The organism is Bergeyella zoohelcum ATCC 43767 (assembly GCF_000301075.1).
Lineage (GTDB): Bacteria > Bacteroidota > Bacteroidia > Flavobacteriales > Weeksellaceae > Bergeyella > Bergeyella zoohelcum.
In genome coordinates this window covers 872,978-898,675 of record NZ_JH932293.1, presented here as the reverse complement: position 1 = coordinate 898,675, position 25,698 = coordinate 872,978, and the positions used below count along the sequence as shown (strand labels likewise).

The 25,698-nt window shown below is 36.8% G+C and carries 16 protein-coding genes; 6 read left to right on the top strand and 10 right to left on the bottom strand.

Annotation, left to right across the window (positions count from 1 at the left end; genetic code table 11):
* Positions 1-160: 160 nt before the first annotated feature.
* A complete protein-coding gene (locus tag HMPREF9699_RS04155; RefSeq protein ID WP_002662661.1) occupies positions 161-577 on the top strand; it encodes an MliC family protein in 417 nt (138 codons plus the stop codon).
* Between the two features lie 226 nt (positions 578-803).
* Here HMPREF9699_RS04155 and HMPREF9699_RS04150 read toward each other — a convergent pair whose 3' ends face one another.
* The 8 genes from HMPREF9699_RS04150 to HMPREF9699_RS04115 all read right to left on the bottom strand — a co-directional run bounded on the left by HMPREF9699_RS04150 (position 804) and on the right by HMPREF9699_RS04115 (position 12,285).
* Entirely contained in the window at positions 804-2,402 is a 1,599-nt protein-coding gene (locus HMPREF9699_RS04150; RefSeq protein WP_034985564.1) for an APC family permease, read from the bottom strand.
* A gap of 320 nt (positions 2,403-2,722) precedes the next feature.
* Positions 2,723-4,516: a membrane protein insertase YidC gene (gene yidC / locus HMPREF9699_RS04145; RefSeq protein WP_002662658.1), complete on the bottom strand. Its 1,794-nt coding sequence runs from the start codon at positions 4,514-4,516 to the stop codon at positions 2,723-2,725.
* Between the two features lie 26 nt (positions 4,517-4,542).
* Positions 4,543-6,156, bottom strand: a complete 1,614-nt coding sequence (locus HMPREF9699_RS04140) for a CTP synthase (protein WP_002662657.1) — start codon at positions 6,154-6,156, stop codon at positions 4,543-4,545.
* 135 nt (positions 6,157-6,291) lie between these two features.
* The gene (locus tag HMPREF9699_RS04135) at positions 6,292-7,059 is read right to left on the bottom strand and encodes an enoyl-CoA hydratase/isomerase family protein (protein ID WP_002662655.1); all 768 of its coding nucleotides are present in this window, start codon (positions 7,057-7,059) and stop codon (positions 6,292-6,294) included.
* Positions 7,060-7,206: 147 nt separating this feature from the next.
* Positions 7,207-9,696: a phenylacetic acid degradation bifunctional protein PaaZ gene (paaZ, locus tag HMPREF9699_RS04130; RefSeq protein ID WP_002662653.1), complete on the bottom strand. Its 2,490-nt coding sequence runs from the start codon at positions 9,694-9,696 to the stop codon at positions 7,207-7,209.
* Between the two features lie 112 nt (positions 9,697-9,808).
* Entirely contained in the window at positions 9,809-10,222 is a 414-nt protein-coding gene (locus HMPREF9699_RS04125) for a PaaI family thioesterase (RefSeq protein ID WP_002662651.1), read from the bottom strand.
* Positions 10,219-11,358: a 3-hydroxyacyl-CoA dehydrogenase NAD-binding domain-containing protein gene (locus tag HMPREF9699_RS04120; RefSeq protein ID WP_002662649.1), complete on the bottom strand. Its 1,140-nt coding sequence runs from the start codon at positions 11,356-11,358 to the stop codon at positions 10,219-10,221. Before HMPREF9699_RS04120 ends, HMPREF9699_RS04125 begins: the two co-directional genes overlap by 4 nt.
* Positions 11,359-11,451: 93 nt before the next feature.
* A complete protein-coding gene (locus HMPREF9699_RS04115) occupies positions 11,452-12,285 on the bottom strand; it encodes a GLPGLI family protein (RefSeq protein WP_002662647.1) in 834 nt (277 codons plus the stop codon).
* 252 nt (positions 12,286-12,537) lie between these two features.
* Between HMPREF9699_RS04115 and panC the strand changes: the two genes are divergently transcribed.
* From panC to kdsA, 5 genes are all read left to right on the top strand, one after another.
* Positions 12,538-13,386, top strand: a complete 849-nt coding sequence (panC, locus tag HMPREF9699_RS04110) for a pantoate--beta-alanine ligase (RefSeq protein WP_002662645.1) — start codon at positions 12,538-12,540, stop codon at positions 13,384-13,386.
* 295 nt (positions 13,387-13,681) lie between these two features.
* A complete protein-coding gene (locus HMPREF9699_RS04105) occupies positions 13,682-15,820 on the top strand; it encodes a S9 family peptidase (RefSeq protein ID WP_002662643.1) in 2,139 nt (712 codons plus the stop codon).
* Between the two features lie 42 nt (positions 15,821-15,862).
* A complete protein-coding gene (locus HMPREF9699_RS04100) occupies positions 15,863-17,143 on the top strand; it encodes a M64 family metallopeptidase (RefSeq protein WP_002662642.1) in 1,281 nt (426 codons plus the stop codon).
* Between the two features lie 293 nt (positions 17,144-17,436).
* Positions 17,437-20,916 (top strand): glycosyltransferase family 117 protein, encoded by a 3,480-nt coding sequence (locus HMPREF9699_RS04095; RefSeq protein ID WP_002662640.1) that lies wholly within the window; start codon positions 17,437-17,439, stop codon positions 20,914-20,916.
* Between the two features lie 73 nt (positions 20,917-20,989).
* Entirely contained in the window at positions 20,990-21,799 is an 810-nt protein-coding gene (gene kdsA, locus HMPREF9699_RS04090) for a 3-deoxy-8-phosphooctulonate synthase (RefSeq protein ID WP_002662638.1), read from the top strand.
* A gap of 540 nt (positions 21,800-22,339) precedes the next feature.
* Here the strand turns inward: kdsA and HMPREF9699_RS04085 are convergent.
* Together HMPREF9699_RS04085 and HMPREF9699_RS04080 are read right to left on the bottom strand one after the other, a co-directional pair.
* Positions 22,340-23,545 (bottom strand): RsmB/NOP family class I SAM-dependent RNA methyltransferase, encoded by a 1,206-nt coding sequence (locus HMPREF9699_RS04085; protein ID WP_002662637.1) that lies wholly within the window; start codon positions 23,543-23,545, stop codon positions 22,340-22,342.
* Positions 23,546-23,765: 220 nt separating this feature from the next.
* Positions 23,766-25,439 (bottom strand): peptide MFS transporter, encoded by a 1,674-nt coding sequence (locus HMPREF9699_RS04080; RefSeq protein WP_002662635.1) that lies wholly within the window; start codon positions 25,437-25,439, stop codon positions 23,766-23,768.
* Positions 25,440-25,698 lie beyond the last annotated feature (259 nt).

Genomic DNA, 25,698 nt, shown 5'->3' with positions numbered 1-25,698 from the left:
TTTAAGAAAAATGAATAAATATGATTTTTATCTTGTTTCTAAAAATTTTGATCAAAGCTTTTTTTACACCTCCGAAATAGAGTAAATTTCAAAAACATAAAATTTTGTTAAAAAATATTTCAGGTTTATTTTTAGCATAGTATTTGTAATTCTACGGAACATGAAGAATACTTTTTTAATCGCTACATTTGCTTTGGTAGGTATGGTAGCATGTAATAAAAACGAGAATACTCTAGAGGAAAAAACACAGATGACTCAGGAGAGCAATACCATAGAAAATAATGATGCATATTCATCAGAAGAAGCGGCCATACCAGAAGCACCTGGAGATATAGTAGAAGTAGATTTCATTAGTGAGGATAGAAAAACTAAGCTGAGTGCTGAATTTGATGCTGTTAATGATATAGTAACTCTTCAAAACGAAATGACGAATGAAGAAATGAGAATGAAAAGAGTAATCTCTGCCAGCGGAGAAGTGTATAAAGATGATAAAGGAAACTCTTTCATAGTACACCAAGGGAAATTTTATCTCGAGAAAAATGGACAACAAGTACTTACAGGTACTGAAGTAAAATAATTTTTCATATAGACATTTTTTAATATTTCATAGTAAAAGACCACATATTATTATATTGTGGTTTTTTTATTGTCTATTTTTGTAGCAAAGTGCCATTGCTTTCTGGAAATGGAGTACTCTAAAAAACTTTGGAAAAGCGCTTAGAAATAGTCAAAATTGAGTGAAATAAAAAGTTAAGACCAGTTTCAATAAAGAACGCCACTCCTAAAAAGAAATGGCGTTTTTTTTACTCTTCATCTGCAAGAGAATAGTTTACCTCTCCTTTTTGAAGTTTAGAATGTTTCCTACTGTATAGAAAATAAACGAATGCCCCTAACACGAGCCATATCCCAGAATAAAGCTGTGCTTCTCTACTGAGATTAAAAATAAGATATACATTTACGGCAATCCCCAATGCTGCTACTAATGGCAAAGCAGGAACCTTAAAATTCCTCTGTAAATTGGGTTCTCTTACTCTGAGAATCCATACGGCTACAGATACCATGGTAAAAGCAAATAAAGTTCCGAAGCTGGTCATATGTGCCAAATCATTAATAGGAGTAATAGAGGCAAATGTAGCTACCACTACCCCAATAATCACTAAACTTTTTCTCGGTACCCCTGATTTTTTATCTACATTGGAAAACACTTTCGGAATTAATCCATCTTTAGACATTCCGAGGAAAATTCTACTTTGCCCCATAATCATGACCATCAGTACAGAGATTAATCCTATGGTAGCAGCAATGGTAATGATATACCCCGCCCATGGCTGTCCTGCAATATCAAACGCATAAGCCACCGGAGCTTTTATCGCTTCAGGATATTTTCCTAATGGATTAAAATCAGTATAGTGCATCATTCCCGTAAGTACTAATGACACCAAAATATATAATACTGTACACACTAAAAGAGAGGTAATAATGGCAAACGGTACATCTTTTTTCGGATTAATAGCTTCCCCAGCTTGTGTAGATACAGCATCAAATCCTACATACGAGAAAAATATTGCAGCCGCTCCTGCAATGATTCCCATCACGCCATACGCCTCGTGAGATTGTCCATTTTCTACAATAGTGGTAGGCTCTGGAATAAATGGCGTCCAGTTATTAGGGTCAATGAAAAATGCCCCAGCAATAATTACAAAAAGAATTGCCCCCACTTTAATAAGTACGATAAGATTATTGGCTTTAGACGCTTTACTGGTGCCTTTCATTAAAAGTGCGATTACAGTAAATACAATAGCGAGAGCAGGAAAATTAATGAATAATTTAAAATCAAAAATTTCTGGTGCAGCATTATAGCTATCTATAATGTACTGAAAATCTGATACGCTCCCCGTTCCACTTCCTTTTGAAATAATACTTTGAGCTTCGTTATAGGCCTTATGAGCCGTTGCAGGATCGGTGGTAAGCCAATAAGGAAGATGAATTCCAAATAGTTTTAACAACTTACCAAAATACCCCGACCATGATACAGCTACCGTCATGGCAGCCATAGCATATTCTAATATAAGCCCCCAGCCAATAATCCATGCAAACCCTTCTCCTACAGTACCATAGGCATAAGCATAGGCTGAACCTTCTACTGGAAGAATAGAGGCAAACTCCGCATAACACAGTGCCGCAAACACACAGGCTATCCCCGCAATAACGAATGATAATGCTAAGGCTGGGCCCGCATTATAATACGCCCCCGTCCCCGTAAGCACGAAGATACCTCCACCGATAATGGCTCCAATACCAATTGCCGTAAGACTCCATTTTCCTAAAACTCGCTTCAGCTGACTTTTCTTAATATCCGCCTCATAGGCTTCCATCGGTTTTTTTATCCAAATATTTGACATACTATTTTTTCTTTGATGGACGAAAATATTAATTTTTCGTCAATTACCACATAATTCCTTACCTAAAATATGAAAAAAATACATTTTATGTATCATATACAATGTACAAAGATTTTAGAAGTGAGAAGTAAGAGATTAAAATCTTAAAAAGGTTATAAAGCTAAAAGTCTATTGCTTGTCGCTAGTGTACGATATCAAATCTATTGCTGTTATTCTGTTAATAAAACACTTTGTCAAAGTTGTAAGACTAAGTATAAAAGTATTTTACAAAAAAGCACCTCAGAAAAACGGAGGTGCTTTTTTATGAAACTGATTCAGAATTATTTCTTTTTATTTCTATTCATTTGCTCTTGCTGGAGTCTTTGTTGCTCTTGGGCTTTCTCCATCATCTCACGCATACGGCGTTGGAATTTTCCTTCCTTTTTCGGTTGTGCCTTGTTGGCTTGAATCTGAGCATGGATTTTCTTTTCGTCTAAGATAAAATATTTTATCACAAGAATAATCACAATATTCAATGCATTAGACACAAAGTAATACCAAGATAGCCCAGATGCATAGCTATTAAAGAAAAACAAGAAAGTGATAGGGAAAATGTACATAAGCACTTTCATATTCGGCATTCCTGGTTGCTGTACTTGGGAAATATTTCCAGAAGTCATTCGGGTATAAATGAGAATCACAATGGTACATGCCAAAGCAAAAATACTGATATGCTCTCCCAAAAATGGAATATGGAATGGGAGCTTAATGAGGTCATCATACGCTGTAAGGTCTTTCACGAACCAAAAGTGTTCTCCACGAAGGTCTATAAAGTTAGGGAAGAAGCGGAACAAGGCGTAGAAGATAGGAATTTGTAAAAGACCTGGGAGACAGCCTGCCAACTGGTTTACGCCTGCTTTTCTATACACTTCCATTACTGCCTGCTGGCGTTTCATAGGGTCTGCGTCTTTGTATTTGGTATTTACCTCGTCTATTTCTGGACGGATAATTTTCATCATCGCACTGAGTTTATGCTGTTTAAACATAATAGGTGAGAGGATGAGTTTTACCAAAATAGTAAGCACGAAAATTGCCCAACCTGCACTTAGTCCCCAAGAGGCAATAAAATTATATGCTGGAATGAAAAAATAACGGTTCATAGAACCAATGAAAGACCAGCCCAGTGGTAATATTTCTACAAAATTCTTTCCTTCGTGTTTTTTGAGAAGTTCCAAATCTAGCGGCATGAAATACCATTTGAACCCTTGATTAAATTCTCCTCCAGGCAAATCTACACTTCCAGTATAAGTGTATTTTTTAATAAACTCCCCCGTTTCTATGATATCTTGATTTCCTACAGATTGCTTAAAACCCATCTGAGGTTCTATCACTGCTGCAAAAAACTGCTGTTTCACTCCTAACCAGTTAAGTGTTTCTCCCGTTTCGTCCATCGTGGTTCTTTGATCCCAATCATACTCTGAATAATTATCAAAAGCATAGACGAACTCTGTATGTGCCTGTTCCTGAGAGCGTCCTTTTTCTAAAGTTCTTACACTATAATCCCAGTTAAAATTTGCTTTTTGGTCCTTGATTACCGCTGAAAGCCCTTGAGAACGCACCTGAAAGTCCACGGTATAATGAGGCATTAGGGAGTAAATCATTTGTACCGTAGCATCATTTACCTTTGCTGTCATGGTAAGTACATTACCATTCACGGAAGGCGTAAAGATAAGGTCTTTGGTATTAATGACTTTACCTGCTTTATCATGGAACTGAAAACCGTAATTGGAGTTGTTTTTATTGAAAAGAAAGAGCGGTAAATCTGCATTATCTGTTTTTGTATTGTAAGCAGAGTATTTCGGAAGCTGTACCGAAGTGATTTGTCCACCCACAGGAGACACCTCTATTTTAAGCTCTTCATTTTGGAGTGTCTGTGGAACAATTTGAGCTGCAGAAGCAGCCGTATTCAGCTGTATGGTGCTTTGGTTATTAGTATTGGCAGTTTTTGCGGGTGTAGTAGCCTCTGCCGTAGTATTGCTATCTCTTTGGAAATAAAACATAGACCCTATCATGATGAATGAAAAAATCATGAAAAGGATGAGTTGTCGTCTATCCAGACCGTTATTTTCTTGCATTTTTGTAGTTTATACTAAATTTTAAATTATTTTTTCTTTTCAGAACATTGACGAATGAGTTCTTTAAAAAGCGGGTGCGGATTTTCTACCGTACTCTTGTATTCTGGGTGATACTGCACACCTACGAAGAAAGGATGATTTTTTAGCTCTATGGTTTCCACCAGCTTGGTATCAGGATTAAAACCTGAAGTCATCATGCCATTTTGTTCAAAAACTTCTTGGTATTCAGAGTTAAACTCATAACGATGTCTATGTCTTTCAGAGATGTCTTGGGAAGCATAGATTTTTGCCAATTTAGATTCGGGTCTCAAAGTGCATTTCCAAGCTCCCAAACGCATGGTTCCTCCTTTTTCCACTACATTTTTTTGGTCTTCCATAATGGAAATTACAGGTTCGGAAGTATTTACATCAAATTCCATAGAATTGGCATCTTTCATTCCCAGTACATTACGAGCAAACTCTATGGTCATGATTTGCATCCCCAGACAAATTCCGAGGAGTGGAATACCGTTTTCTCTGGCGTACTGAGCAGCAAGAACCTTACCTTCTATTCCTCTATCTCCGAAACCTGGAGCAATGAGAATACCATCTACTTCTTTAAAAGTTTTTTCAAGGTTATCCGCTGCTAAATCTCCACTATACACCCAGCTAATTTTCACTTCGGTTTCTAGATGAGCACCTGCGTGAATGAAGGCTTCTACGATGGATTTATAAGAATCTTGAAGTGATACATATTTCCCTACCAGTGCAATGTTTACCGTTTTTTTAGGGTTTTTGTACTTGGTTAAAAATGTTTTCCAATCTTTTAAATCTGCTGTCTTATGAACAGGTAAGTCTAATTCTTTAAGCACTACTTCATCAAACTTTTGTTTTTGAAGTTCCAATGGCACTTGATAGATGGTATCCGCATCCATGCACTCTATAACATTTTCTAAAGGAACATTACAGAACTGTGCCAATTTTGCTCTTTGGTCTTTCGGAATTTCGTGTTCTGTACGGCATACTAAAACATCGGCTTGTATTCCGCTTTCCATGAGCTGCCTTACTGAATGTTGGGAAGGCTTAGTTTTCAGTTCTCCACTTGCCGCAAGGTAAGGGAGCAGTGTAAGGTGAATCACCATGGAATTATTTTCTCCTAATTCCCATTTGAGCTGTCTTACAGACTCTATATATGGCAAAGATTCTATATCGCCCACCGTACCACCTATTTCCGTGATAATGATGTCATAGTCTTCTTTCGCCAATATCTTTATTCTTCTTTTGATTTCATTGGTAATGTGCGGAATTACTTGTACCGTTTTCCCAAGGAAATCCCCTTTTCTTTCTTTCTCAATAACCGTTTGATAAATACGCCCTGTAGTTACATTATTATTCTGTGAAGTGGGAGCATTGAGGAATCTTTCATAATGTCCTAAGTCCAAATCGGTTTCGGCACCGTCTTCGGTAACATAGCACTCTCCATGTTCATAAGGATTGAGCGTTCCGGGGTCTATATTGATATAAGGATCTAATTTTTGGATGGTTACATTAAATCCTCTTGATTTTAAAAGAAGCCCTAACGAAGCGGATACTATTCCTTTCCCTAAAGAGGAAGTTACTCCACCTGTAACAAAGATGTATTTTGTGTTCTTTTTGCTCATTTCATTGGTTTGTGCAAATTTAGTGAAATTAATTGAAATTTAGGATTGGAGATTGGCAGAATAGATACGGGGTGGAGAGGTGAGGGAATTAATAAATGAACAAAGGCTGCCTTTTGCAGACAGCCTTTTGTGGGTTTATTTCGCTCTTAATTTTTCTTTAATCGCGTTAATATTTCTCTTGGCAGAGTCTTCTAAAATAAGACTCGCACTCATGAAAATGCGTTCAGGCATGAGCTCAGAAAAATGGTCTGTACCTTCCCAAGATATCTTTTTAATCAATGCAAGTGCTTCTTCACTTCGGGTAGAAAGCTTTTCTAAGAACGCGTCTAACGCACCGTCCATTTCCGCTATGGAATCTGAAACGGAATGATAGATATTATGTTCTACCGCCCACGCTGCCGTTCTAAAATCTGCATCTATGGCCATGGCAGCAAACTGAGATTTACCTATTTTTCTTTCCACAAATGGACCAATGACGAACGGACCAATACCGAGATTGATTTCAGTGAGTGCTAATGCAGCGTCTTTGGTAGCGAAACAATAATCCGCTCCACAAGCAATACCTACTCCGCCTCCTGTAGTTTTTCCTTGTACCCTTACTACTACTATTTTTCCACAGGTACGCATCGCGTTCAGCACTTTAGCAAAGCCTCCGAAAAATTTTTTGGAAGTCTCTATTTCTTCTATTTCTAAAAGTTCGTCAAAACTCGCTCCTGCACAAAAAGCCTTTTCTCCTTCTGAACGAATAAGGAGGGCTTTCACTTCTGCTTTTGCACTTTCATCTAAGATGGTTTGTGCCAACTTTTCCAAAATATGCCCAGGCAATGAATTACTCTTTGGAGTACCAAAAGTAATATGAGCAATATGATTCTTAATTTCTGATGTTACAAATGCTTCTTTCATTTTAGATTAAATGATTTAAAAATTAAATGATTTAAAAAACGCTATCGGGTTTGCGTGAAATTTCCATTATGTTTGAACAAAATTTCCTTCATAAACCTTTATACATTATACTTTGTACTTTATACTTTATATTGTACTTTATATATGTCAAAAGATGCCAAACTGCTCGAAATGATGCGTGATATGTTTTCTTTGGAATATTTCCCACATTTCTTTGTTCAGTAGCCCAAATTTAGCATGATTTCGCTCCGCCAAAGGATTTTCTTTATAGAAAATAATAAATTCATGAACCGTTTGCATGAGTGCCTCTTTGGCTTGGTCTAAATTTTTAAATCTCAACTCGGGTAGTTCTCCTTCTTTCAGTTTAGGGTAAGAGATGCCCTGCTGTATTTTCTGATAGGTATAAAGCCAATCTTTCATTTTTTCCTGTTCTGCTTCATCTACAGCAGGTGTGAGCTTTGAACCTTCAATTCCTATCCTCAAAACTTCCTCCACATGCTCTACCATCATTTGCGGTGTCATTTTTCCGAATTTTCTTTCGGTATTTTCTGTAAGGGCATTGAGGGCTTTTTGAATCTCTTTTTTACGCAACGGGATAAAAGGCGATTGTTTGGCTACCAATGTAAGAATAGTGGCTACACATACCACCTCTTCCCTTTGGTTTACCACTTCTACCAGCCATTTCACCACACCACTTGGGATATTTCTTCCTTTTACTCCACGATTGATTTTCTCTTTTGCCGTGAGATAAACTGTAATGGTGTCTCCCGCATAAACAGGCTTAAAGAAGCTGCAATTTTCCAAACCATAATTGGCAATTACAGGTCCTTTTTTTCCTGAAACAAAAAGTCCTGCCGCTGCCGACAAAATGAAATAGCCATGTGCTACCACTTTATCAAAAATAGTTTCGTTGAGCGAAGTAGCATCAGTATGAGCATAGAAATGATCCCAAGAAACATTGGAGAAATTGACAATATCTGCCTCAGTAACGGTTCTTCCTGCCGTTTCTAATGCATCCCCTATTTCTATTTCCTCGAAATATTTTTGGAAAGGATGTTTATCGCTGTATTTTTTTTCTGCCCCTTGGGTATAGACTTTTGTAATTGCCGTAAGTACATCAGGTGAGCCTTGTATGGCGGTTTTTTGTAGGAAGAAATGTAAGCCATTCAGTCCGCCCATTTCTTCTCCACCTCCTGCTCTTCCCGGTCCTCCGTGCATTAAGGTAGGAAGCGGTGAGCCGTGCCCCGTAGATTCTTTGGCATTATCTCTATTCAAAACGAAAATTCTACCATGAGAAGACGCCATCTTCCAAGATGCTTCTGCAATAAAGGCATCGTCATGAGAAACAATAGACCCTACCAAACTTCCTTTTCCTTTTTTAGCTAAAGCGGCAGCCTCATCGGCATCTTTATAAGGCATAAGAGTAGATACAGGTCCGAAGGCTTCCACCTCATGGGAGGCTAGGATATCAAAAGGTTTTTCGTTGTAGAATAATTTTGGGGTGATGAAAGCCCCGTTTTCGTAGTCGGCTTCCACCAAGGTGTGCTGACCATCGTAAATCAAATCAGTCTCCGATTGAAGCTGGGCAATTTTTCCTTTCAAAACTTCCAATTCTTTCTTCCCTACAATAGCCCCCATTCTGGTCTCTCGGCTGAGCGGATTTCCTATTTTAGTGGCATCCAATGCTTTGGAAAGTGCATGCTGAACATCTCCCACGAGGTGTTCGGGAACAATGATTCTTCGGATGGCGGTACACTTTTGCCCTGCCTTAGTTGTCATTTCATTTCGAACTTCCTTAATGAACAAATCAAACTCTGGCGTTCCTGGCTTGGCATCCAGTCCTAAAATAGAGCAGTTGAGCGAGTCCGCTTCCATATTGAATCGTACAGCATTTTGGGAAATAGAAGGTAAGGATTTCAGTTTTCTTCCTGTAGCCGCCGAACCCGTAAATACTACAGAATCTCCATCTTGCACGAAATCTAAAATATTTCCTGGCTCTCCGCAAACCAGCTGCACAGCCCCCTCAGGTAAAATACCGCTTTCTATCATATCTTGGAATACGGCATGAGTGAGGTAAGAACTCGGTACGGCGGGTTTCACAATACTTGGAACACCTGCTAATAGCGAAGTAGAGAGCTTTTCTAACATTCCCCAGACAGGGAAGTTATAGGCGTTAATTTGTACCGAAACGCCCTCACTTGGGGTGAGAATATGGGTCCCGAGATGTGTTCCATTAGCAGAAATTTTTTGTACATCGCCATCTACCCAGAAAGGGGTATTAGGAAGCATTCTTTTAGCCAATCCCGAATAGGTGAAAAATGTCCCGAATCCACCCTCAATATCCACCCAAGAATCTATATGTGTAGCCCCCGTTTTATAAGAGAGCTCATAATATTTTTTCTTTCTCTCGAGAAGGTAAAGAGCTACTTTTTTCAGCATCTCCCCACGGTCATAGAAAGTCATAGAGGAAAGGTTTTTGTAGCCTATGGTTCTACCGTAATGGAGAGCTTCTTCGTAGTTAAGACCATGGGTATCTGATAAGGTTACCAGTTCACCATTCACCGCGTTGTATAATGGGATTCCTTCTCCAGAACCTTCTATCCAACGGCCCGCAATATAGTTTTTTAGTTTTTTCATTGTTTTTTTATTAGAAATGAGAAATTGTATAATGTACAAAGTATAAAGTACAATGACTTTTTTTACCTTGTTACATAATAACTCTTTAACTTTTTATTTTTTTTTTCATCTTTCACAGCTCCGTTACTGTCCTATTGATTTTATAAACCGTTCCACGAAATGAGGCAACAAGTTCATCGTTTTGGTTTTTGACTGTAATGTCGTAGATGCCTGTTTTTCGGGTGTCTGCAATCAAAATACTTTCGGCACGAAGCGTGTCTCCCAGCCGTACAGCTTTAGCGAAATTGATAATACAATTCAATGCCACCGCAGCTTCATTGGTATTATTAGAAGAAAATGCCAAAGCACTATCTGCCAAAGAAAAAGTAACGCCTCCGTGAACTGTTTTCAGTCCGTTAATCATCTCCTTTCGGATGGGCATTTCAATCAAACAGTATTTTTCTCGGACTTCGATAAGCTGTATGCCTAGCCATTGGGAAAAAGCGTCTTGGTTCAGCATGTATTGTGCAAGTTCCTTTGGCGTCATGATTGTGCTAATTGAGTTAAAAGAGGACTTTTTCTGTAGCGTTCTTCCTGATATTCGCTATAAAGGTTTTGTAAAGTTTGGGAAATAGTGGCATAACCCAATTCCTCTCCCCAAGCTAATAATCCCTTCGGATAGTTCACGCCTTTCTGCATGGCGAGTTCCAAATCTTCATCCGTAGCGATACGCAGTCTCTTGGCTTCCACCGCCTCATTGATAAGCATGGAAATAATTCTTAAAAAAATGGTTTTATAAAGCACATCATCTTTTTCGGGGATGGGTTTTTCAGCATTTTCAGCATACGAATAAAATCCTTTGCCGGTTTTTCTGCCATGTAATTTGGCTTCGCTCATTCTTTGCTGGAGCAGGGAGGGTTTGTACTTCGCATCATAGAAATAGTCTTTATATACTGTAGTAGTAACGGCAAAATTAACATCTACACCAATCAAATCCATCAGTTCAAAAGGACCCATTTTAAAATTTCCTAAAGTCCGCATGGCATCATCCACTTGTTCAGGCGTAGCGATGTTTTCTTCCACTATTCTGAGTGCTTCACCATAGTAAGGCCTTGCAATTCTATTCACGATAAAGCCAGGAATATCCTTAGCAATCACAGGCGTTTTACCCCAAGATTTCATTAAATCGTAGATTTTCTGAGGCAATGCTGACTCGGTCAGAAGTCCTGGAATTACCTCTACCAAAGGCATCAAAGGAGCAGGATTAAAGAAATGAATTCCCACAAACCGCTCAGGACACTGAAGCTCTGCCGAAAGTGAGGTAATGGAAATAGAGGAAGTATTAGAACCAATGATACAATCTCTGGAAACGAATTTTTCTAATTCACTAAAAACCTTAGTTTTAATTTCTTTGTTTTCTACAATAGCTTCGATGACCAAATCACAATCTTTGAATTCCTCAAAAGAAGCTGATTTTTTTATTCTTCCCAAAATGGCTGTAGCTTCATCGGAAGAGATTTTACCTTTTTCGGTAAGCTTGGCAAGTGTTTTTTGAAGTGCTACCAAAGATTTTTCTGTTTGGGCAGCATTCACATCATAAACCACCACTTCACACATCGCCGTGGCAGCCACTTGGGCAATTCCTATCCCCATGGTCCCCGACCCTATGATTCCTATTTTCATTGTATAGAATAAATTAATTTTAGAAAAAATTTGACGGCAATTTACAATTTTTTGAGGAGATGAAAAAATCCTCACTATATTGTGAGGATGGTATTATTTGAGTTCTATGGGATTATACGGTCTTTCCTTTAATCGTATTGTAGAACCATCTTTATTGTAGGCTTCTGGTGTTGAAAAAGAAGGGTTTTGATGATATGATTTTTCGGCAGTGCGAAATTTCTCCCTTGATGTTATAATAATATCATTGGTTTTTAGGTAAATATCCTTTGGTTGAGTATCAACGGCTATTGCTGTGAACGAATAATGATTTTTATCATCGTACAATTCTAAAATAAGTCCAGGTAAATTGCCCAAAAGATAAGGACCTTCACTAAACGGTATGTCCGTAGTGTACCAAGCGGTATAGTTTCTTCCTCTGAATTTCGTAGTAGCTTTTGTACATTGATAACCTAATATTTCTTTCTTTTCAGTGGTAGTTTTCCATTCTATTGTAGGTATTTCTTCTTCATACTGGAAGGTTTGTTTTATTCTTCCTTGAAGTAAAACATTGTTTTTTATTCTATTTTTTAGGACAAAATATTTCCACTGTGGTGCTACAGCAAAAAATTCATTAAATTCTTTGGCGGTAATTTGTTTATTTTTTTTACTGTATAAAGCATCCAGAGAATCCGTTTTTTGTTGCTTAACTTCCAAAAATTGAGTATAATTTTTACCAATATTGAGAGCAATAATGGTATTCGTTTTCTTGTTAGAATTTTTAGTATTCTTTACAAAAGAAGTATCGTAATACACATTGAGTACCGATTTTTCTAATGTATCAGCGGTATATTTTGGTGGTGGAAAAAATATACTTCCTGATATTTTTGGGGTTTGAGCATTCAGAAATAATCCGAATAAAATAATAATAAAAGTGAAATTTGATTTCATAGATTTTTAAATTAAAAAGTAAGAGTATTTAGTAAAGTATTCTTTTTATTCATTTTTATCTCTGCGAATGTATTATTTTTATTTTTGAATACAAAATTTTTAATAAAAAGCTCGCCTGCTTTTGGGTTACTCACTTTTTTCGTACTTCGGGGTAGCCAGCATCTGCTTTTAATTTACTTTATTGATAGGATTTTGCTTTTGATTTTCCTATTCCGTGGTTTTATTCTAATTTTGGCGAAAAATAGTACAAAAATGAGGGTATTAGACAACTACGAAGTGCTCAAAGAATACATTGAAAACTGTAAAAAACAGAATAAAACCATTGGTTTTGCACCTACCATGGGAGCTTTACATGAAGGGCATATTTCTCTCTACCAAGCTGCAAGACCTGAAAATGACATTGTAATTTCTTCTATCTTCGTAAATCCCACGCAGTTTAATAATCAAGAAGACTTTGAAAAGTACCCGAACACCATCGTTCAAGATATAGAAAAACTAACACAGTCGGGCTTGGTAGATGCACTTTACTTGCCTAAAGAAAAGGATTTGTATCCTAATGGCACCAAGAGTAATCATTATGAATTAGGGGAAATAGAAACACTGATGGAGGGGAAATTTAGACCTGGACATTTCCAAGGCGTAGCCACGGTAGTGGAGGTGCTTTTTAGTCAAGTGCAGCCTGATAATGCCTATTTTGGGGAGAAAGATTATCAGCAGGTAGCGGTAATTAGAAAATTAGTAGAATTGAAAAGCCTTTCCATAGCTATTCATTCGGTGCCTACCATGCGTGAGGAAAATGGATTGGCGATGAGTTCCCGAAATCTCAGATTGAGTGAAAAAGGGAAAAAAGATGCCGTACTGATTTATGAGACATTAAATGAAATACGCCATTGGAGCAAGACAATGAGTGTTTCGGAAATAGAAAATAGAGTAAAAGAGATTTTCAGTAAACATCCTGATTTTGAATTAGAATATTTTGTTATTGCTGATGATAAGACGCTTCGCACAGCTACTGAGATTCTCCCAAACTTATCTTACAGAGCATTTTTGGTAGCTCATTTAGAAGGCGTTAGACTGATTGATAATATGAAAATAGCTTGATGCACGAAATTGTACAATGTGCAAAGACTTTTAGAAATTAGAAGTTAGAGATTAGAAATTGTACGATGTACAAAGTATAATGTATAAAGACTTTTGGCGTATGGCTACTTGTCTGATTGTATTGTGTACAAAGATTTTTAGAAATTGGAAGTTAGAAAACTAAAACATTATAAGGTTAATTGCTATAAGCTAATCACCATACGCCAACAGTTTCCCTGCTTGTAGCATTTTTATTATCATAAAGTTTAGACATCGTCTTAAAAATAGTATATTTAGCCCATAATTGTATTTGAAAATGAAAGTGATAAGGAAATCTGCCGTAGTGGCATGGATGTTTGTTTTAGGTTTTTCCGCCTATGGTCAGGAAATTACTGTAGAAAAAATCTACACAGGTGCATATAAAGCCAAAGGAATAGCAGGGATATCCTCATTAAGGGATGGGGAACATTACACGGTTTTAGAAAAAGAAGGTATAGCAAAGTATGCCTATAAGAATTCTACTAAGATAGGAGTTATCGTTAAAGGTTCATTTGAAGGTTATACCTTTTCTGATGATGAGTCTAAAGTCCTTTTGAGAAAGAAAAGTGAGAAGGTGTATAGACATTCTTACCTCGGCAAATTTGAAATATTAGATTTGGTTACAGGAAAAACTACGCAGCTGTATGGAGCTCATTTCGTTCAAGAACCTAAATTCTCTCCCGATGGTAAAAAAGTGGCTTTTGTAGCAGGAAACAATTTGTACTATCAGGATTTAGAAAACCATAAAGTGGTACAAATTACCAACGATGGCGAGAAAAATAAAATCATTAATGGACTTGCAGATTGGGTGTACGAAGAGGAGTTTGGGCATGCCCGAATGTTTGATTGGAATAAGAATTCTGACGCATTGGTTTTTGTTCGTTTTGATGAATCTGAAGTTCCAGAAGTACGCATTCCTATTTATGGGAAAAATCTATATCCTACAGAAATGCGATTTAAGTACCCTAAGGCAGGAGAAAAAAACTCTGTAGTTTCTGCACATCTCTATCAGTTGGCAAGTGGTAATTTACAGAAAATAGACCTTTCTCAGTTTAAGAATTACTATATCCCCAATGTATTTCAGACCAATGGGAACGATGAGGTGATTTTAGTAACTTCGGAAAGAATTCAAAATGCATCCGATGTATTGAAAATCAATACCCAAAACGGTGCGGTAAAAAAACTTTTTACAGAAACAGATAGTAAATGGATAGATAATGATGATGCTACCATTGCTTTTTTACCTGATAATTCATTCCTATGGGCAAGTGAAAGAGATGGAAATAGGCATATTTACCACTACAACAAAGACGGAAAACTCCTAAAACAAGTTACTAAAGGCAACTGGCAAGTAACGGATTACTATGGATTTGACGCCAAAAGGAATAGTATTTACTTACAAACCACGCAGCAGGGGAGCATCAATAGAGTGATTGCGAAAGTCAATTTGAAAAATGGAAAATCCACTTTGCTTTCTGGAACGGAAGGAACTTATTCCGCAAATTTTTCTCAGAATTTTTCTTATTTTATAGAAACACATTCTTCGGCTAAAAAACCCAACACTTTCGTACTAAAAAATAACGATGGGAAACAAGTCCAAATGCTAAGAAATAACGATGAATTACTTACCCAATTAAAAGCCGATGGGATGGTGAATAAAGAATTTTTTACCATACCCAATGCGGTGGGAGATGAGATGAATGCTTATATCCTAAAACCAAAAAATTTTGACCCAAATAAAAAATATCCCGTACTGATGTTCCAGTACTCTGGACCTGGCTCTCAGCAGGTGAAAAATGCTTGGGATGGTGGGAATGGGCTTTGGTTCAATCATCTTACGCAGCAAGGATACATTGTAGTGTGTGTAGATGGCAGAGGAACAGGTTATAAAGGAACGGCATATAAAAAAGCCACCTATATGAATTTAGGAAAATATGAAATAGAAGACCAAATTACCGCAGCAAAATGGCTTGGAAAACAAAGTTATATAGACAAAGACAGAATTGGTATTTTCGGATGGAGCTTTGGAGGATATATGGCAAGTTTGGCACTGACCAAAGGGGCAGATGTCTTTAAACTAGGCATTGCGGTAGCTCCTGTAACCAATTGGCGTTATTATGACACCATATACACCGAAAGATTTATGCGAACGCCACAGGAAAATCCATCAGGCTATGATGAGAATTCGCCAACGACTCATGCGGGATTGCTCAAAGGAAATTTTCTTATGATTCATGGAACGGCAGATGATAATGTACACTACCAGAACGCAGTGGAGTTTGCAGAAGAACTCATTCAGAAAAATAAACAATTTGAATTTATGACTTATCCTGATAAAGACCACGGCATCTATGGTGGAAATACCCGCATTCAGCTGTACAATAAAATGACTAAGTACATTAAAGAAAATTTATAACCGATTTTTATATTTTATTTGAAGTTTCTATTGTGTCAAACCATGAATAAACTGTTAATATTCACTATTTATTTACTATCCACGGTATTTTTTTCCGCCCAAAAAATCAGTTATGATGATTTTTTTGAGAAGGAAAGTTTAAGGATAGATTTTTTGCTTTACGGAATGCATAATCACCAAAATGCAGTGATTCATCAGCTGAAAAAAGAGCCTTATTTCGGAGGAGGCACTTCGGGACAATTGATTTTTCCTGCGTATGGAACCTACCATTTCTTGGCAAAAGATAAAGCATCTAGACAACTTATTTTTTCCAAAGGTTTTAGTCCCATATTTCAAGAGTGGCAAGCGACAGATGAGGCAAAGCATATTACAAAATCATTTGAGAACTCTATTCAAATGCCATTTCCAAAGAGGGAAATCATCATTGAAATTCAAAAGAGAAATATCCAAGGGCTGTTTGAAACTATTTTGCAGCATGCGGTAAATCCTTCGGACATGAGTATTGTAAAGGAACAAACTAAAAAATACCCTGTCCATCCCATTTTGAATAATGGAAACCCTAAAAATAAGGTAGATATCGCCATCATTGCAGAAGGATACACGCTAGAAGAAATGCCTAAATTCATGGAGGATGCCCAAAGGCTGATTAATTATTTCTTTACAATTCCGCCTTTCACCAAATATAAGAACGATTTTAATATTTACGCTATACAAAGTCCTTCCCAAGAATCGGGGACAGATATTCCAGGGGAAAATACCTATAAAAATACCTTGCTAGATTCCAAATTTTACACCTTCGGTGAACCGAGATATCTTACTACTTTTTCCAATTTTAAAATCGCCGATGTAGCAGCCAATGTTCCTTATGACCAAGTGTATATCTTAGTTAATACCGAACGCTATGGCGGTGGTGGTTTTTATAATGTAATGAATATTGTTTCTTCTCGGCATGTACTTTCTGATAAGGTTTTCGTACATGAGTTGGGACATGGTATGGTAGGTTTGGCAGATGAATACTATGACGCTTCTATGGGCGGCTCTGATTATTATCATCTTTCTGTAGAACCTTGGGAACCCAATATCACCTCATTGGTTAATTTTGAGCAAAAATGGAAAAAGAAAATCAAAAAAAATGTGCCCATTCCTACGCCCAGAATAGATCAATACAAAAATGAAGTAGGGGTTTTTGAGGGAGGAGGATATACCGCAAAGGGCATTTATAGCCCTGTACAAGATTGTAGAATGAAATCTAATGTTCCCGATGGATTTTGTCCTGTTTGTACCGATGCAATAGATAAAACCATAGAGTTTTATAAGAATTAAGGGGTAATAATTGTAACAAGAACTGTCATTTATTAGAGAAAATCGTTATCTATTTTTAAAGTATTAAGATTGTCATAAATCAAATTTAAAACCACATAGACATATCTTCATCAGATGTTTCTATGTGATTTTGTTTTTATTTTTTTGTTAATATATCTTACCGAAAGGAAGTAGTATAAGCAAACAATCTCTATTGTAACAATAATCAAACCACATCACTATATCTTAGTAAAAAATCTAATCTCTAACCTGTAAACTGAGCATTTATAATAAAAAATCGTATTTTCGCAGGTATGAAAAACTTAGAATACAAAAAGTGGAATAATATCATCGGATGGGCTATTTTCCTCATTGCTTTTACCGTTTATGGACTTACTGCAGAATCTAAATTTAGTTTTTGGGATACAGGGGAATACATTGCTTCGGCAGTAAAATTAGAAGTTACCCATGCTCCTGGTGCCGCTTTATTTCAGCTGGCAGGTGCTGTGGCGGGGCTTTTTGCCTTTGGAAATCCTGAAAATTATGGTTTGGTAATTAATCTCATGTCTGCATTTTTCAGTGCTTTAACGGTACTTTTACTATTTTGGACAGTAACCAATCTTTCATCACAATACATCTTTAAAAATCAAGAAAATAAAAATCCACTTCCTGTATTTTTAGCAGGAATCATAGGTGCTTTAGGCTTCGCTTTTACAGATACTTTTTGGTATTCAGCTGTAGAGGGAGAGGTGTATTCTATGGCATCGCTTTTCATTGCCCTTATGCTTTGGCTCATTACCAAATGGGACATTGTAGCAGATGAAAATGGAAATGAAAGGTGGCTGGTGCTTATTTTCTTTCTTTTGGGGCTTTCTGTGGGCGTTCACATGATGTGTATGCTGGCAGTTCCTGCAGTTTGTCTTATTTATTACGCTAGAAAGTACTCATTTACATGGAAATCTTTTGCTATTGCGAATATTGCCACGCTTTTCGTATTGGCATTCGTGTTTAAAATCATATTCCCACTGGTGATGACAGTATTCGGGAAGACAGAAATTTTCTTTGTAAATGGCATTGGGTTACCATTCCATTCAGGGACTATTATTGCATTCATCGTACTATTTGGGCTTTGTTTTTGGCTCATTCGTTTCGCTCAGAAAAAGAGAAATAATTTACTCAAAACGGCTGTTTTATCATTGGTCTATATGCTCATCGGATTTTCATGTTGGCTTGTCATTCCTATTCGTGCGAATGCCAATCCACCGATGAACCTAAATAATCCTGATAACGCCATCGGGATGCTAGATTATTATAATCGTGAACAGTACGGAGATTGGCCTACCTTGTACGGGCAGAACTATACTGCACACTTAGATTACAATGGAATATTAAGAAATGATGATGGTAGCTATAAAATCAAGACCACAGGAACGGTATATGAAAAAGATGAAAAATCTGGTAAATATTTGGCCGTAGGAGAAAGATTTAACTATGTCTATCATCCTGACCATATCAGCTTTATGCCAAGAATGTTCAATGAAAAGAAGGAAGTCATGGCCAACTATATTTCCATGTATGGTGCTCCTGAATTTTCACTCAATACGGATAATCCTGATGTGTACGACTCTGAAGAAGCGAACCAAGTTTTTCAGGAATTGCAAAAGAAATTCCAAGAAGGCAATATGAAAGTGCAAGACTATCTGGATGTAAAGCCGTATGATCTGGTCAAAGTACATAAGCCATCTTTCGTTCAGAATATGACTTATTTTATTGACTTCCAAGTAGGCTACTATTTCATCAGGTATCTCATGTGGAATTTCGTGGGGAAACAAAATGATATGGACAGTGCCAAAGACGATGCAAAAGGTAACTGGATTTCTGGTTTTTCATTCTTAGATGACTATCGCCTTGGTAATCAAGATGAGCTTCCAGCAAAATACACCAATGCAAGTACCACCAAGTTCTACTTCCTACCCCTTATTTTAGGAATTATCGGTTTCTTCTTTTATTCTAATAGAGATTTCAGCCGAAATTATGCCTTACTTAGCGTTTTCGTCCTTACCAGCATAGGTATCATTTTCTATACTGGTGTAAAACCTTTTGAACCAAGAGATAGAGACTATGCGATGGTAGGCTCATTTTATATCGTAGGAATCTGGATGGGGCTAGGTGCTTTGGCAGTTATGGAATTTATTAGTAAAAAGACAAAAAAAGAAAACCTTTCTTTAGGAGCGGGAACTTTACTTTTAGGAATTCCTCTCATGATGGGCTTCCAAAATTATAATGCCCACGATAGAAGCGGAAGAACTGCAGCGTATGACTATGCGTATTCTTCTCTGGTAGGGCTCCCTAAAAACGCTATTCTCTTTGTGTATGGAGATAATGACACCTACCCTGTTTGGGCCATTCAAGAAACAGAAGAGTTTAGAAGTGATGTAAAAGTGGTGAACTGGGAATTGGTATCTACACCATGGAATATTGCCCAAAATTTAAGAAAAACATACCATGCAGCCGCCATTCCTACTACCCTGAAATACGAAGATTACCGAGAGGGAACCAATAATCAGATAGTGGTTTTCGATGCGAAATCATTGAAAAACTTTATTGATAATAAAATTGCTGAGGGAGAATCTCCACAGAAATTTGCTTTTGTTCAAAAGTATATAGAGCATGACCAAATGACGGGAAAACAAGCACTTCAATTTCTGAAAACCAAAAGTCCAGAGAAAGACGAAATGCTGAAAATGCTTTTTGGCGAAGACCGATACGAAAGATACAATTTCCTTCCTGTTTCTAGATTTGTCATCCCTGTAAATAAAGCCAATGCGGTGAAGGCAGGCATCTTAAAGGCAGAAGATATGGACAAAGCCGATGACCAAATAGTGATTCATTATCAGGCGAGTACCATGTTTAAAAACAGCCTCATCCTCTTTGATATGCTTTCTACCTTTGACTGGAGCAGAGCTATACAGTTTTCCAATGGTGGTATTTACAGCGAAGAAAACACTCTCTATCTGCATGATTATCTCCAGTTTGATGGATTTAATTATCGCCTTACGCCTATCCGTACAGAGATGCGCGAGGATGGCGAAATGGGTAGAACTGATGCCAATGAACTCTATACCACGATTAAAAAATTCAAGTGGGGTGGATTTAGAGATACAAATGTACATTTTGATGAGTCTGCACTTTCTAATATTTATTCATACCGAAATATCGTAGGAAGAGCAGCAGAATCTCTAGTAAAAATGGGACAAAAAGCTAAAGCTATAGAAATATTAGATGAAATCTCTAAGGAAATTCCTGCCGCTAAATATGATGACCCAAGATCTATGAGTTTCATTATTAACGGATATATCATGGCTGGACAAGAACAAAAAGGACTGAAATTGGCAGAAACTCAGCTAAAAAATATTTTAAAAGAATACAATTTCTATATGAATCTTCCTGAAAATAGAAGAAGATTTTCTAAAAGAGAAATCCGTACAAAAGCCGCCGAATATGCTATGGTAGTAGCTGCCGTATCTGATGCATATAAAAATATAGACAAAAAAGATAAAGGGTATGCCTATATCATAAAATCCTTAGAACCGATTGATAAAAGATTTAATGATTTTGTGAAAGACTTAGAGCAAATGGGAGTAGAAAAAGCCCATCTCTCTTCTGATGAAGTACAGCTCATCACACCTTTCTACAGCAATATGTTCGATGTGGTAACCCCATATGATTCTACTTTTGCTAAAGAAAAAGAAGACCAAATCATGAAAGCCATCATTCGGGTAACAGGAAACTAATTAAGCAGAAGGCATGAAACTATAGGCCTACACTCCAACCTCTAATTTCTAAACTCTAACTTCAAATATTATTATGCTACAACATATTTCTAATATTCATCATAAAGATTCTGATAACTTCTTTCTCATTGCAGGACCTTGCATCATAGAGGGAGAAGAAATGGCACTTCGCATCGCCGAAAAAGTCATTGAAATTACAGACCGACTTAATATTCCTTATATCTTCAAAGGAAGTTTCAAAAAAGCCAACCGAAGTAGAATAGATTCTTTTACTACCATTGGCATTGAAAAATCCTTGAAAATCCTTGAAAAAGTAGGGCAAGAATTCGGTATTCCTACTACTACAGACATTCATGAAAGTACAGATGCCGCACTTGCTGCTGCGTATGTAGATGTTTTACAAATACCCGCTTTTCTAGTGAGACAAACCGACTTGTTGGTTGCTGCTGCTAAAACCGATAAAGTGGTTACCCTAAAAAAAGGACAATTTCTCTCACCCGAAGCGATGCAATTTGCGGTACAAAAAATCAAAGATTCTGGAAATGAAAAATGTGCCATCATTGAACGAGGAAACTCCTTTGGTTATACGGATTTAATTGTGGATTTCAGAGGCATTCCTACCATGCAGCAGTACGCACCCGTGATTTTAGATGTAACGCATTCTCTCCAGCAGCCCAACCAAAATTCTGGCGTAACAGGAGGAAGACCAGAGCTTATAGAAACCATTGCCAAAGCAGGAATTGCTACGGGGGTAGATGGTATTTTTATAGAGACCCATGAGCATCCTGCACAAGCACTTTCAGATGGTGCTAATATGCTTCCCCTTTCTCAATTGGAACCACTATTGGCAAAATTGACCAAGATTAGAAAGGCAATTTTGTAAGAACAATTATTGTTTTTTCTGAAAAATTAAGGCGAATAAAATTGCCCTATTCGCCTTTTTTTAATCAAAGAATTAAAAATATTCTTCTTTGTTTTTTTTAGAATTTTTAAATGAGTTGATGAAAAATATTAAATTTAATAAGTTTCCATCGTTTTAGATACTTTGATAAAGTGATTAGGCAATAACCTTAAGATTCAGAAGATTGAAGCAAATTGAACACTCAATATCTCCCATATAAAAAAAATTGGTATTGTTAAATATATGTAGTTATCGATAAAAACGAATTATACTATCCAACTGACTATCAATTAGTTGAAAATTCAAATATTCCTGATAAATATACTAAATCAACAATACCAAAAAATTAAATACTTCAAAAAAGTTGAATAGTCAGTATTTTTACTAAAAAATACCACTTTAATACAATCATTTTAAGTTATTTTTATTTCCAAAAAAAACCTGCAGTCTGTATAAAAACCACTAGATTTTTCTCTAACTAAATTTTTCTGAAAGAAATATTTATTTTTCAGTCGGTTTATTTCACCCTACCCTGGTCATCATCGCCATATAAAATCCATCACCACCGCCACTTGGTAAAATCTGACAATCTTTATCCAATTTAAAATCAGAATGATTCATCAAAAACTCATCCACTTGATTTCTATTTTCACTTGGAAGAATAGAACAAGTAGCATAAATGAGTTTCCCACCTTTTTTTACCATTTTAGAATAATCTGCAAGAATCTGTTTCTGTTCACTAATAATTCTTTGGATAAAATCTTCGTCTATTTTCCATTTGCTATCAGGATTTCTTTTTAGTACACCTGTTCCCGAACATGGAGCGTCTATCAGTACTCTATCTGCCTTTTCGTGCAGTCTTTTGATGACTTTAGAATCTTCTATCAGTCTGGTTTCTATATTGTGAGCACCTGCTCTTTTAGCTCTTCTTTTCAGCTCTGAGAGTTTCCATTGGAAAATATCTAAGGCAATGATTTGTCCTTTATTTTCCATTTTAGCCGCAAGGTGTAAGGTTTTGCCTCCCGCTCCTGCACAGGCATCCACTACACGCATCCCAGATTTTACTTCCACAAAATCTCCTATAGACTGGGAACCAATATCTTGAACCTCAAAATATCCTTCTTTAAAAGCCGAACTTAAAAATACATTTTTCCTCTCAGTAAGTACCAATGCCTGCGGGTGTGTTTTCACTTCTTCAGCTAAAATCCCCTCATGGTAAAGTTCCTCTTTCAGCTGTTTTCTTGTAGTTTTCAGTGTATTTGTTCTCAAGTAAATATGAGCTTGTTCATTCAGTGCCGCCATTTCTACTTTCCAAGGATTCCCAAGTTCTCTTTTCATTCTTTCGGCGAGCCATTCAGGAATAGAATATTCTATCCCTTCCGTAGGAAAACTTTTTTTCTCTATTTTCTGTAGAATATCAGCAGTTTTTATCCCTTGAAGTTCATCAAATTTCTTGTATTTCGTTTTAGACCAAAGCAGATACGCTAAAATCATTTTATAGAGATTATCAGGCTTTACTCCTTCTCCCATGTAGTATTCTAAGCGTCTTTTCCACCGAATGATATTATAAAAAATTTCGGAGACAATGGCTCTATCTTGGCTTCCCCATTTTTTGTTGGCTTTCAAAAGTCTTTCTATTACTTTATCGGCATATTTATTTTTCTCAAAAAAAGTCTCGTGGAGTGCATCTTTAATGCCTATCAACAAATTACGGTGAATGAGTTCCATTAATCAAATTATTTGTGCAAAAATAGGGAAAAATATATTAGCGATGAGTGTAATAATGCGGGCTATTCCAAGGAATTAAAACGGAAGTTTTTCTATGTACGATGTATAAAGTACTATGACTTAATTATTCGCTAAAAGCCTACTGCCAACTAAAAAAATCATTTGGTATAAAAGTTAAAAAAAATCACCTAAATCTTTATGATTTAAGCGATTTTTTTAGTTATTTCACTCCTTTTTCCTTGAGTGCTCTATTCAGCGATTTCAATATGGAAAGCCCTATGAGAGTAGCCAATAATAGAAGTCCGAAATTCACCCAGAAGAAATTGGTCTTATCCTCATAGTTGTACCACATACTTGCCAATACTCCTGAAAGTTTATTTCCTATGGCAGTAGAAAGGAAGAATCCTCCCATCATCAGTGCCGTAATTCTAGGTGGCGAAAGTTTAGACACCAAAGAGAGCCCCATAGGAGATAGACAAAGCTCTCCTACCGTAATCACGCCATATGCTGCTACTAGCCAAAGTGCAGAAACCTTTACCGCTCCGTTTCCTGAAGCTGCCACAGCCGCCACTAAAACAATACAACTCAATGCGGAGATAAACATCCCTAATACGATTTTCGCAGGCGTAGTAGGTTCTTTTCCTCTTCGGCGGAGATACATAAAAAATCCTACCACTACTGGAGTAAGCACTATTACCCAGAATGGATTAATGGACTGGAAAAGTTCAGTATTATAGAGATAAACTTCCTTCTGTGGGTTCGCTTCTAGTTCCATTTTTTGTTGGTCATTTACATTTCGGAAATAGATATGCTTCCCTTGTTCTTTTACTGGAGTACCATTTTCTTTTACTACTTGGTATTGGTCATCATACACAGAAACCTCTGAAGTTTCATAATTAATTCCTTCTACTAAGAACATGTTTTTCAGTGGATTTTCTATAGTAGCAGGGACACTTCTGTCTGTATAATACTTTGCCCAAGTGGTAAGTACTGTACCATTTTGTTTAAAAACTGCCCAAAACATTAAACTCACTGCAAAGATTGCCAATAAAGCACCGATGGGCTTTTTATCTTCTGACTTAGCACGAACATACAGCGATACATAAAACAAAATCACCGGAATACAAGCGAAAATAAAGGCATCTGTAGAATCAGAACCAAAGATATTTCCAGGAATGAGCCAGCCAATAGCACCCGCCACAATAGCAGGGGCAAATACTTTTACCAAAATAGAAGTAATGGTAGTATCTCCTTCCTGAGACGGCTTTAGAACATTGGCATGACGGATATGCTTATTCCCTAAAGAAAAAATAATCAACCCGAGGAACATCCCTACTCCTGCAGTAATAAACGCCTCGCTCCAGCCGAATTTATTACGCATAAATGCCGCAATGATATTACATACAAATGCTCCAATATTAATTCCCATGTAGAAAATATTGTATCCCGCATCTTTATTTTCTTTATATTGTTCTTCAGAATAAAGATTGCCCAGAAGCGTGGAAATACTCGGCTTAAAAAAACCATTTCCCACAATAATACATCCCATGGAAACATAAAATAGAGTGATATCCTGAAACGCTCCGATACCGATATAGCCTAACCCCATGAGTGCACCGCCTATATAAATAGCCTTAGTGTAACCTAAAATTTTATCCGCTAAAAATCCACCCAAAAACGGTGTAAGATAGGTAAGTGCAATGAAAGTTCCGAAAATGTCGTAAGCATTTTTATCATCAAATGCTAAACCACCTTTATCGGCGTCAATCATGTACAATACAAAAATTCCGAGCATTAAATAATACCCGAAGCGTTCCCACATTTCTGTGAAAAACAAATAATACAATCCTTTAGGATGTTTCCCTTTGTTTTTAGTAGTAATTACTTCACTCATATTGTTATTTTTACGAAAAGCAAATATAAAAAATAAAAGTGGGTTTTAGGGATTTGCCTCTACTATAATTTGTACAATGTAATTAATATTACTTTTGAGTATTTGAAATTTGTTTGATTTTGTTTGAAAATGTTTAGAAATGGAAGACGATCTCTGACCTACAATCACTTTTTAGAAATAAACATCAAGGCATAGAAATAGCACAACAACATGCAGAAATGGATCAGCATGGGATAGGAGTAATATATTAAACCGAATA